12 protein-coding genes are annotated in these 10,007 nt (G+C 62.9%); 2 read left to right on the top strand and 10 right to left on the bottom strand.

Going from position 1 to position 10,007, the window contains the following annotated elements:
- The first annotated feature begins 47 nt into the window (after positions 1 to 47).
- Entirely contained in the window at positions 48 to 329 is a 282-nt protein-coding gene (locus EN750_RS06625) for a cupin domain-containing protein (protein WP_127323193.1), read from the top strand.
- Positions 330 to 353: 24 nt separating this feature from the next.
- Here EN750_RS06625 and EN750_RS06620 read toward each other — a convergent pair whose 3' ends face one another.
- The 6 genes from EN750_RS06620 to EN750_RS06595 all read right to left on the bottom strand — a co-directional run bounded on the left by EN750_RS06620 (position 354) and on the right by EN750_RS06595 (position 6,094).
- The gene (locus EN750_RS06620) at positions 354 to 773 is read right to left on the bottom strand and encodes a VOC family protein (protein ID WP_127380279.1); all 420 of its coding nucleotides are present in this window, start codon (positions 771 to 773) and stop codon (positions 354 to 356) included.
- Between the two features lie 28 nt (positions 774 to 801).
- Entirely contained in the window at positions 802 to 2,127 is a 1,326-nt protein-coding gene (locus EN750_RS06615; RefSeq protein WP_127380278.1) for a folylpolyglutamate synthase/dihydrofolate synthase family protein, read from the bottom strand.
- Positions 2,128 to 2,246: 119 nt separating this feature from the next.
- Positions 2,247 to 3,173: an acetyl-CoA carboxylase, carboxyltransferase subunit beta gene (accD, locus tag EN750_RS06610; RefSeq protein WP_013528321.1), complete on the bottom strand. Its 927-nt coding sequence runs from the start codon at positions 3,171 to 3,173 to the stop codon at positions 2,247 to 2,249.
- 45 nt (positions 3,174 to 3,218) lie between these two features.
- On the bottom strand, positions 3,219 to 4,058 hold the full coding sequence (gene trpA / locus EN750_RS06605; protein ID WP_127395957.1) for a tryptophan synthase subunit alpha: 840 nt from the start codon (positions 4,056 to 4,058) through the stop codon (positions 3,219 to 3,221).
- A 63-nt stretch (positions 4,059 to 4,121) separates the two neighbouring features.
- The gene (gene trpB, locus EN750_RS06600) at positions 4,122 to 5,342 is read right to left on the bottom strand and encodes a tryptophan synthase subunit beta (protein WP_127380276.1); all 1,221 of its coding nucleotides are present in this window, start codon (positions 5,340 to 5,342) and stop codon (positions 4,122 to 4,124) included.
- Between the two features lie 92 nt (positions 5,343 to 5,434).
- The gene (locus EN750_RS06595) at positions 5,435 to 6,094 is read right to left on the bottom strand and encodes a phosphoribosylanthranilate isomerase (RefSeq protein ID WP_127395956.1); all 660 of its coding nucleotides are present in this window, start codon (positions 6,092 to 6,094) and stop codon (positions 5,435 to 5,437) included.
- A 113-nt stretch (positions 6,095 to 6,207) separates the two neighbouring features.
- On the opposite strand from EN750_RS06595, the gene EN750_RS06590 reads away from it, so the two are divergent.
- Positions 6,208 to 6,426 (top strand): hypothetical protein, encoded by a 219-nt coding sequence (locus tag EN750_RS06590; protein WP_127289588.1) that lies wholly within the window; start codon positions 6,208 to 6,210, stop codon positions 6,424 to 6,426.
- Positions 6,427 to 6,431: 5 nt separating this feature from the next.
- Here the strand turns inward: EN750_RS06590 and EN750_RS06585 are convergent, their stop codons facing one another.
- The 4 genes from EN750_RS06585 to EN750_RS06570 form a co-directional block, all read right to left on the bottom strand.
- Complete coding sequence (locus EN750_RS06585) at positions 6,432 to 7,190, bottom strand: M48 family metallopeptidase (RefSeq protein WP_127270177.1); 759 nt, start codon at positions 7,188 to 7,190, stop codon at positions 6,432 to 6,434.
- A 100-nt stretch (positions 7,191 to 7,290) separates the two neighbouring features.
- On the bottom strand, positions 7,291 to 7,773 hold the full coding sequence (locus EN750_RS06580) for a DUF2852 domain-containing protein (protein ID WP_127395955.1): 483 nt from the start codon (positions 7,771 to 7,773) through the stop codon (positions 7,291 to 7,293).
- Between the two features lie 117 nt (positions 7,774 to 7,890).
- Complete coding sequence (locus EN750_RS06575; protein ID WP_127395954.1) at positions 7,891 to 9,033, bottom strand: benzoate/H(+) symporter BenE family transporter; 1,143 nt, start codon at positions 9,031 to 9,033, stop codon at positions 7,891 to 7,893.
- Positions 9,033 to 9,803, bottom strand: a complete 771-nt coding sequence (locus EN750_RS06570) for an alpha/beta hydrolase (protein ID WP_127395953.1) — start codon at positions 9,801 to 9,803, stop codon at positions 9,033 to 9,035. The genes EN750_RS06575 and EN750_RS06570 overlap by 1 nt, the downstream gene beginning before the upstream one ends.
- Positions 9,804 to 10,007: the final 204 nt, after the last annotated feature.

Raw genomic sequence — 10,007 nt, 5'->3', positions numbered from 1 at the left:
CGTCCGGCCACTCCATGTCATCTGCTTGAGCCAGACAGGAGAAACCCATGACCGGATCCGCCAAGGCCACCGTCTTCATCGACAATGAGCGCGTTATCGTCACCGAATACCGCTTTGCGCCGGGCGAAAACACCGGCTGGCATCGCCACGGCCACGACTATGTCGTCGTGCCGCTGATGGACGGCAAGGTGAAGCTGTTGACCAAGGACGGCGAGACCTTCGCCGAAATGAAGAAGGGCGCGCCCTATTTCCGCAAGGAGGGCGTCGAGCACGACGTCATCAACGCCAATGAAGGCGAATACGCCTTTATCGAGATCGAGCTGAAGTAAGCCGTCAGGGCTGGCAGGCGCTTTTCACCAGTCGGCTATGCGGTCGCCGCCGGCGAATTGTGCACTTTTTTCGGTGTACTCGAACAACTCGATTTTCACGTCGTTTGGATCGCGGATCCAGGCCTGAAATGTGTCATCGCAGGCCAGTTTCTTTGAGGTGACGTCGACACCTTTCGACCTGATGTGGGCGATCGCGGCATCAATGTTCTCCACTTCTAGGCAGAAGTGGTTGATCTGGTTCAGGTCGCCATAGCGGGCCTCGTTTTTCCCGAACACCTCGACATGGCTGCCGCCGCCGCAATCGAGGTAGAACCCGAAAATCTTGCCGTCACGCAGGAAATTGAAGCGGGTGTCCATGCCCAGCACGTCGCGATAGAAGCTTCGTGTCGCTTCAAGGTCGTTGGCGAAGATGCAGACATGGGCGAGTTGCTTGACCTTGATCATGACTGGCTCCTCGCAGAAAAATCCGCCTTCAGGTCGGCGGGGTGCCGTTCTCGGCCAGCACCGCGCCGGTCAGATACAACGAACCGCTGATCAGGATGCGTGGCGCCGGGCCGTCCCAGGTGTCGCGCAACAGCATCAGCGCGCTGGCGACGGAACTCACCGGCTCGGCGGTCAGCCCGGCTTCCGTCGCGCGGACCGCCAGTTCGTCGTTTGGCACGCCGGCCTCGCTAAGGCTCACCGGCACCGTGTAGACATGCCGGGCGAGGCCCTTGAAGGCACGGAAATAGCCGCTCTGGTCCTTGGTGTTGATCATGCCCGAGATGAGGAACAGCGGACGCGGGTTCTTCTCTTCCTGCTCGGCCAACGCTTCGGCAACCACCACGCCGGCCCCCGGATTGTGGCCACCGTCGAGCCAGATATCGGCGCCCTTGGGTGCCAGTTCGGCCAGCCGGCCCTGCATCAGCTTCTGCATACGCCCTGGCCAGGCGACATTGATCATCGCCTTTTCGGCGGCGCGATGGCTGATCTCGAAACCGGCCGCCTTGACCGCGGCGATCGCCGCCGCCGCATTGGCGAACTGATGGCGTCCGGGCAGCCTGGGCGGTGGCAGGTCCATCAAGCCGTCTTCGTCCTGGTAGACCATGCGGCCGTTTTCCTCGAAGGCAAGGAAGTCCTGGCCGTAGACGAAGGTGGGGCATTCAAGCCGCTCGGCGGTTTCGATCAGCACCTGCAGCGCCGTTTCGCTCTCCTGCGCGCCGATGACCACCGGACAGCCGGGCTTGATAATACCGGCCTTTTCGGCCGCGATCAGTTCGACACGGTCCCCGAGATAGGCCTCGTGGTCGAGCGACACCGGCATGATCACTGACACGGCCGGCTCCTTGACGACATTGGTCGCGTCGAAGCGGCCGCCGAGCCCGACCTCGATGATGGCGGCGTCGGCCTGGTGTTCGGAAAACAAGAGGAAGGTGACGGCGGTGAGAATCTCGAAGACGGTGATCTTCTCGCCTTCATTGGCTCTGGCCGCACGGGCAATAGCATCGGCGAAAACCCTGTCCTCGACCAGCCTGCCGCCGCCATCGGCGGCCAGCCGGTAACGCTCATACCAGTTGACCAGATGCGGCGAGGTGTGGACATGGACGCGGTAGTCCGCGGCCTCAAGCAGGGCGCGCGAAAAGGCCGCGCACGAGCCTTTGCCGTTGGTGCCGGCGATGTGGATGACCGGTGGCAGCCGATCCTGCGGATTGTCAAGCCGCTCCAGCAGCCGCGAAATGCGGTCGAGCGAAAGGTCGAAGCCTTTCGGATGAAGCGCCATCAGGGCTTCGATTTCGCGGTCGGCGGCAAGCGTCGTCATGGCAGAATCCTAGCGCATGAGCCGTGAAAACCAGAATCGGTTTCGGATGGCCATGGCAATCAAAAGCTACAGCGCGCCGAAGCACCCGTGCAATCGCGGTCGCGGCGCTTCGTGTCGCTTCAGGCTTGCGGCCGAGCTTCCGCGGCGACCACCGCCGGGGGCAGGATTTCCGGCTCCAGCGTTTTTTGCTCTTCCGGCAGCTTGAGCAGCATCTTGAGCAGGCGCGCGATCGTTTCACGCATTTCCAGCCTGGATACGACCATGTCGACCATGCCGTGCTCCATCAGATATTCGGAGCGCTGGAAGCCGTCGGGCAATTTCTCGCGGATCGTCTGTTCGATGACGCGCGGTCCGGCAAAGCCGATCAGCGCGCCGGGCTCGGCAATGTGCACGTCGCCCAGCATGGCATAGGAGGCGGTCACGCCGCCCGTGGTCGGGTTGGTCAAAACGACGATGTAGGGCAGGCCGGCTTCCTTCAGCCGGTCGACACCAACCGTTGTCCGCGGCAATTGCATCAGGGACAAAATACCTTCCTGCATGCGCGCGCCGCCGGAAGCGGCGAACAGGATCAGCGGCCGCTTGCGCTGCAGGGCCACTTCGAAGCCATGCACGATGGCGTCGCCAGCGGCCATGCCGAGCGAGCCGCCCATGAAGGCGAAATCCTGCACCGTGACCACCACCGGCAGACCCTCGACGGTGCCCAGCGCATTGATGATCGCGTCCTCAAGGCCGGTCTTGGCCTTGGCGTCCTTCAACCGGTCGACATAGCGCTTCTCGTCGCGGAATTTCAGCGGATCCTGCATCACCTTGGGGTTGTCCAGGGTCTCGTATTTGCCGCCATCGAAGAAGAATTTCAGCCGCTCCTTGGCCGAAATCTTCATATGATGGCCGGACGAGGGAATGACGAACTGGTTGGATTCCAGGTCCTTGTGGAACACCATCTCGCCGGTCTCCGGATCCTTGATCCAGAGGTTCTCGGGCATGTCGGTGCGCCGGCCGAGCATCGAATTGATCTTCGGGCGAACGTAATTGGTGATCCAGTTCATCGCTTCGGCTCCTGTCCTGACGAGGATTGGGAAGAGGTAGGAGAACTATTCGGCAGCAGCAAGGCGGGCCGAGCGCACGCCTTGCGCAAGGCCGCTGACCAGCGTGGCGACGGCTTCGGCCGGATCGGCGGTCATCTCGCCCTTCGGTCCCAGCACATTGGCCACCGCATTGACGATCGCGGTGCCGACGACGACACCGTCGGCATTGGCGCCGATCACCCGGGCCTGCTCGGCGGTCTTGACGCCGAAGCCGACGCAGACCGGCAGGTCGGTGTGGCCCTTGATGCGCTTGACCGCCGCCGCCACCTTGCCGGTGTCGGCCAGCGCCGAGCCGGTGATGCCGGTCATCGACACATAGTAGACGAAGCCCGACGTGTTCTGCAGCACTTTCGGCAGGCGCTTGTCGTCGGTCGTCGGTGTCGCCAGCCGGATGAAATTGATGCCGGCCTTGAGCGCCGGAATGCACAGTTCCTCGTCCATCTCGGGCGGCAGGTCGACGACGATCAGCCCGTCAATGCCGCTGGCGATCGCGTCCTTGAGGAAGCGGTCGACGCCATAGATGTAGATCGGATTGTAGTAGCCCATCAGCACGATCGGCGTTTCATTGTCACTGGTCCGGAAGTCGGCCGCCATCTTCAGCGTCTTGACCAGCGTCTGGCCGCCCTTCAGCGCCCGCAGGCCCGCCGCCTGGATCGCCGGGCCGTCGGCCATCGGATCGGAGAACGGCATGCCGAGCTCTATGATGTCGGAGCCTGCGCCGGGCAGTGCCTTCATGATCGACAAGGAGGTGTCGTAGTCAGGGTCGCCGCCCATGAAATAGGTGACGAGCGCCGGGCGGCCTTCGGCTTTCAGTTTTGCCATGCGGCGGTCGATGCGGGTCACCATGTCTGGCCCTTTGGACGAATTTTGCTCATAATCAACTCCCAAATCGAAACTGTCCAAAGGGGCCTAGATCTCCATACCCAGCATCGAGGCCACCGTATGCACGTCCTTGTCGCCACGGCCGGACAGGTTGACGATGACGATCTGGTCCTTGTCCATGGCGGGCACGATCTTCACCGCATGCGCAATGGCATGCGCGGATTCCAGCGCCGGGATGATGCCTTCGACGCGCGTCGTCAGCTTGAAGGCCTCCAGCGCCTCGTCGTCGAGGATAGGCACGTATTCGACGCGGCCTGAATCGCGCAGCCAGGAATGCTCGGGGCCGACGCCGGGATAATCGAGACCGGCCGAGATAGAATGGCCGTCCATGATCTGTCCGTCGGCGTTCTGCAGGAGATAGGTGCGGTTGCCATGCAGCACGCCCGGCGCGCCGGCATTCATCGAGGCGCAATGCTCGATGCCGTCAAGGCCGCGTCCGCCGGCCTCGATGCCGATGATGCGGACCTCTTTGTCGTCGAGGAAGGGATGGAACAGGCCGATGGCGTTCGAACCACCGCCGACAGCGGCGATGATGGTGTCCGGCAGTCGGCCTTCCTGCTCGAGGATCTGCGCCCGCGCTTCGGTGCCGATTACCGACTGGAAGTCGCGCACCAGCTCCGGATAGGGATGCGGGCCGGCGGCGGTGCCGATCAGGTAATAGGTGTCCTCGACATTGGTCACCCAGTCGCGCAACGCCTCGTTCATGGCGTCCTTCAGCGTGCCGTGGCCGGCGGTCACCGGACGGACCTCGGCGCCGAGCAGCTTCATGCGGAAGACGTTGGGGCTTTGCCGGGCAACGTCGGTGGCGCCCATATAGACGACGCAGGGAAAGCCGAAGCGGGCCGCGACCGTGGCCGACGCCACGCCATGCTGGCCTGCACCGGTCTCGGCGATGATGCGCTTCTTGCCCATGCGCTTGGCCAGCAGGATTTGGCCGAGGCAGTTGTTGATCTTGTGCGAACCGGTGTGGTTCAAATCCTCGCGCTTGAAATAGACCTTTGCGCCGCCGAGATGCTTCGTGAGGCCTTCGGCGAAATAGAGCTTGGACGGCCGTCCGGCATAATGGGTTGAAAGGTCAGTCAGCTCAGCCCTGAAATCCGCATCGTTCTTGACCTCGTTCCAGTGCCGCTCCAGGTCGAGGATCAGCGGCATCAGCGTTTCGGCAACGAAACGACCGCCGAAAATGCCGAACATGCCCTGTTCGTCGGGTCCGGTGCGGAAGGAATTGGGTGTCGCCGGCTTGTTCATCGCCGATCTCCTGGCATCTTGACTTATGAAGCATGTCCTTGTCGGAAAACCGGTTCCCACTTTTCCGGGACATGCTCTGGTTTAAGGCACTACTAGGCTGCGCGGGTGTTCCGCGCGGTCCTGACGGCCCGGAAAAACTGTTCGATCAGCGCCGGATCCTTGACGCCCGGTGCGCTTTCCACGCCTGAGGAAATGTCTATTCCGGGCGGGTCGGCAAGCCGAAGGGCATCGCCGATATTGGCGGCGTTGAGCCCACCGGAAAGCATGTAATCGACGCCGCCGTCAAGGCCGACAAGAATGCGCCAGTCGAAGGCAACACCATTGCCGCCCGGCAGTTCTGAGCCTTTCGGCGGCTTGGCGTCGAACAGGAACCGGTCTGATATGCCAATGAATGGCTTTATCCGTTCGAGATCGGCAGCCTCGCTGAGCGGCAGCGCCTTCATCACCGGCAAACCATAACGGGCTTTGACCTCGGCCACGCGGTCGGGCGTTTCCGCGCCATGCAGTTGCAGCATGTCGGGCTGCATTTGGGCAAGGATTTCATCCAGGAAAGCGTCGCTGGCATCGACGGTGACGGCAACCGCCGTCGCTTTGCCGCGCGCCGCCTCGCGCAGACGGCCAGCCTCGGCGGGTTCGACATAGCGTGGGCTTTTGGCGAAGAAGATAAACCCGACATGGCTGGCGCCGCCGGCCAGCGCCGCGGCCATTGCCGCGTCGGTCTTCAAGCCGCAGATCTTGATGTCGAGTGCCATGGCGCGGGAATTGGCATGAAAAGCGATAAGAGTCGAGAAAAAGCATGCTGTTTGCCGGCGCGGCCAAAGGCGCTACCTAATGGATGAATAGGACACATGGCGGGAGCACGATCATGACCGACAGGACAATTGCCGAACTCAGGCAGAAGATCGCGCAGGCGCGCGAGGTCATCGCGCACCTGATCGACAAGGCCGCCTTCAACGGCGCCGAGGCGCACCGCGCGCTCGACTATTTCGGCGGCGATGAATTCGACGGCAATTTCCTGCCGTGGCCGCATCATGGCGATGAGGGGCTACGGCCTGAGGACTTGAACGCCGCCAACGACGACTGAGCGATCTACTCGAACATGATCGCCTGCAGCGCACCGCCATTGCGCTTCAGCCAGTCCTTGCAGCGATCGGTGTCGGGGCAGAGCTTTTCGCACAATTTCCAGAATTTCGGACCGTGGTTCATCTCCTTGAGATGCGCCACTTCATGCGCGACGAGGTAGTTGATGACCGGCGACGGCGCCATCATGATGCGCCAGGAAAAGGACAGATTGCCTTCGGAGGTGCATGACCCCCAGCGGCTTGATGTGTCCTTGAAGCGGATAGCCTTGGCGCGCTTGCCGAGCGCCTCGGTGTGTTTGGCCACCAGCTTCTCGATTTCCTTCTTGGCCTCGCGCTTGAGGAAATCGGCGAGGCGGCGCGGCAGATGTATGCGGTCGCCATGCACGATCAAGAGCGGACCACGTTCGTCGCGCGACACGGTGACGGTGCCGCGCTTTGACGGTTCATGGACGATCCGGTGCGGCACGCCGCGCAGCGGGATCCTGATGCCGGGCCGCACCTGTGGCCGCGTCGGCACCTTGGCCAGTCGCTGCTCCAGCCAGTCCTGGTGCCGCTCGAGGAACCTGTCCACTTCGCCGCGGCGCAGGCCTGGCGGCACGGTTATGCGTAGACCCTGGCCGCCTGAATCGATGCGCAGCGTCATTCGGCGCGCCCTGGCGCTCTCGACGATCTTGAGCGGCAGCGTGCGGCCGGCGACGCAATATTCGCGCTCCACGACAGGCGTGGGCTTGGGCTTTGTCAGATTGCGAAAGAAGCCGAGAGTCATGGCGGGACGATACGCGATTCGAGAAAAACGACTAGAACAAAAAAGAAACGGCGCCGCTCGCGCGACGCCGTTTTTTCACGATGTGGCCAGTCGCTTGGCCTCAGTCGTCAAGCAGGTTCGAGCCCTTGCCACGCTTGGTGGTCGTCGTTCCGGTGCTTGGATCGGTCTTCGTCGGAGCCGTCGACTTGTTGCGGTTGGCCATGAACCGGTCGAACTCGTCCTGGTCCTTGGCGCGGCGCAATTCGCGGGCATACTCGTCGAACTGGGTCAGCATCTCGTCGAGCTTGCGGCGCTCTTCGTTCAGCCGCTCAAGTTCCTTTTCGCGCCAGTCGTCGAAAGCGACGTTGCCGGTGCGGGTGGAGCCATTGCCCCAGCGCGCGGCCTTGTCGGAACCGCGGCGGCAGCCGGCGAAGATGCCGTCGGTCGCGCGGTTGACGTCACGCTTGAAGCCATCGAGGCGGTCGCCCCAGATGATGTAGGCAAGCATGGCGAAGCCGAGTGGCCAGAACACCATGAAACCCACAACCATCAACGCGATGGTCGCCGGCGTCCAGGCCGGACGGATCAATGCAGATGTGTTCATTTTCTCCCATTCCTTCGGTTGGAGACAGCCAAACCCGGCTGCGTGGAATCGAAATGGGAAGAGAAAAACGGCGATTCAAGACAATGTCCGCCAAAACCGGACAAGCATCTGAAATGATTATCGCTTTTTGAGCCTATCGAGGAAAAGCATGACCAGGCCGGCAATCAGGCCCCAGAATGCGGCGCCGACGCCGAACAGCGTCAGCCCTGACGCGGTGACGACGAAGGTGACCGTGGCGGCCATGCGGTCGCCCTCGTCCTTGAGCGCGATCGACAGCGCGTTGGCAAGCGACGCCATCAGCGCCAGACCCGCCACCAGCACGATCAGGCTCTGCGGCAGGACGGCGAAGATCGCCACCAGCGAAGCGCCGAAAATCGCAAAGATAAGATAGGCAAGCGCATAGAACGGTCCGGTCTTCCAGCGCTCGGCCGGATCGGGATGGACGTCCGGCCCGGTGCAGATCGCTGCCGAGATCGCGGCCAGATTGGTGGTCGAGCCGCCGAACGGCGCCGACAGCAGCGAAAACAGGCCGGTAACGCCGATCAGCGGACCTGGCTCCGGATGGTAGCCGGCGGCGCGCAGCACCGCGAGGCCGGACAGGTTCTGCGAAGCCATGGTGACCAGGTAGAGCGGCAATGCCAGGCCGATCATCGCCTTGGCGGTGAAATCGGGCGCAATCAGCGTCAGCGTCGACAGTTCCGGTGTCGGCAGGCCGCCGACACGGCCGGTGAGGAAGGCGGCGAGGCCGCCGCCGATCAGCACCGCGAGCACCGACAGCGCCGGATTGAACAGCCGGATGACGAAGAAGGCCGCGATCAGCGGCAGGATCAGCCATGGGTCGACAGGAATGGTCTTTACCGCATTGAGCGCGAAGGTGACGACGATGCCGGCCAGCATGCCCGAGGCGACGGAGGGCGGTATCCTCGATATTAGCTTCGTCAGCGGCCGGAACAGGCCGGTGGCGATCAGAAGGATGCCGGTGACGATGAAGGCGGCGACGGCCTCGCCCATCGAAAAGCCGCTCGATGCCGCGATCAGCGCCAGGCCCGGCGTCGACCAGGCGGTGATGACCGGCATCTTCGTGCGCCAGGAGAGCCACAGGCTCTCGATCGCCATGGCCAGGCAGATGGTCGTAACCCAGCTTGCCGTCTCGATCTGCGTTGCGCCGACTGCGTTGGCGGCGGCGATGACGATGGCCAGCGTGCCGCCAAAGCCGACGATTGCCGCGACGAACGCGTGTATCGGAATGGAAAGGCGCATCAGTTTCCCCTCTGCGCCATCGCGTCGACGGCTCGCACCAGCATGTCGAGATCCTGCGGCCGCGACAGGCGGTGGTCGCCGTCAGGGATCAGCGACAGTGTCACGTCGTCGGCCGGCAGCAGGCTGACCAGCTTCAGCGCATGGCTTGCCGGCACGTCCGCATCGGCCAGTCCCTGCAGGATGTGCACCGGGCAATGCGTGTCGATCGGGCCTGTCATTGTCAGGTTGTTGCGTCCGTCCTCGATCAGGGCGCGCGTGTAGATGTAGGGCTCGGCGGAATAGTCCGACGGCTCTTCGAAGAAACCTTTTTTGGCGAGATCGCGCTTCTGCGCCTTGGTCAGCGCCGGTTCGATCAGTTCGGCGGTGAAATCCGGCGCCGGCGCCAGCAGCACCAGGCCGGCGACGTTGCTATCGCCTGCCTTGCGCAACTCTTGCACCATGCGCAGCGCGATCCAGGCGCCCATCGAGGAGCCGACCAGGATCTGCTTGCCCTTGGTGAAATGCCGGAACACGGCGAGGCTCTGCGCAAGCCATGTCGAAATCGTGCCGTCGGCAAAGGCGCCGCCGGATTCGCCATGGCCTGAATAGTCGTGGCGCAGGAAGGCGCGGCCCTCTTTTGCGGCCCAGTCCGACAGCGTCTGCGCCTTCGTGCCCAGCATGTCCGACTTGTAGCCGCCGAGCCAGACGATGCCGGGCGCCGAGCCAACCGTGCGGCGCACCGCGATGCGCGATCCATCTACATCCAGAAAGATTGGGGGCGTGGCGTTCATGGCTTTTTCCTCAAGCCGGTCTTGTGACACAGCCGGTGGCGTGGCGAAAAGTGCTCACTATGTTCTTTGTTTGGTGCAGGGCAGCGATCAGGGTGATTTTCTGTCAATGCTGTGCTATTGACTCCGCCCGCGCGCTCACCACATTGGCGCGTCCACGCATCAACACTGACAAACCCTGAACGAAACGGCCAAGGAGACCACGAC

This window comes from Mesorhizobium sp. M7A.F.Ca.ET.027.03.2.1 (assembly GCF_003999175.1).
GTDB lineage: Bacteria > Pseudomonadota > Alphaproteobacteria > Rhizobiales > Rhizobiaceae > Mesorhizobium.
Note: the sequence above shows the minus strand (reverse complement) of the source record. Positions and strands in the feature narration are given on the sequence as shown.

Excerpts from the sequence above, each read along its gene's own strand:
- EN750_RS06625 (WP_127323193.1), top strand. The coding sequence starts at position 48 with ATGACCGGATCCGCCAAGGCCACCGTCTTCATCGACAATGAGCGCGTT.
- EN750_RS06620 (WP_127380279.1), bottom strand. The coding sequence starts at position 773 with ATGATCAAGGTCAAGCAACTCGCCCATGTCTGCATCTTCGCCAACGAC.
- EN750_RS06615 (WP_127380278.1), bottom strand. The coding sequence starts at position 2,127 with ATGACGACGCTTGCCGCCGACCGCGAAATCGAAGCCCTGATGGCGCTT.
- accD (WP_013528321.1), bottom strand. The coding sequence starts at position 3,173 with ATGAACTGGATCACCAATTACGTTCGCCCGAAGATCAATTCGATGCTC.
- trpA (WP_127395957.1), bottom strand. The coding sequence starts at position 4,058 with ATGGTGACCCGCATCGACCGCCGCATGGCAAAACTGAAAGCCGAAGGC.
- trpB (WP_127380276.1), bottom strand. The coding sequence starts at position 5,342 with ATGAACAAGCCGGCGACACCCAATTCCTTCCGCACCGGACCCGACGAA.
- EN750_RS06595 (WP_127395956.1), bottom strand. The coding sequence starts at position 6,094 with ATGGCACTCGACATCAAGATCTGCGGCTTGAAGACCGACGCGGCAATG.
- EN750_RS06590 (WP_127289588.1), top strand. The coding sequence starts at position 6,208 with ATGACCGACAGGACAATTGCCGAACTCAGGCAGAAGATCGCGCAGGCG.
- EN750_RS06585 (WP_127270177.1), bottom strand. The coding sequence starts at position 7,190 with ATGACTCTCGGCTTCTTTCGCAATCTGACAAAGCCCAAGCCCACGCCT.
- EN750_RS06580 (WP_127395955.1), bottom strand. The coding sequence starts at position 7,773 with ATGAACACATCTGCATTGATCCGTCCGGCCTGGACGCCGGCGACCATC.
- EN750_RS06575 (WP_127395954.1), bottom strand. The coding sequence starts at position 9,033 with ATGCGCCTTTCCATTCCGATACACGCGTTCGTCGCGGCAATCGTCGGC.
- EN750_RS06570 (WP_127395953.1), bottom strand. The coding sequence starts at position 9,803 with ATGAACGCCACGCCCCCAATCTTTCTGGATGTAGATGGATCGCGCATC.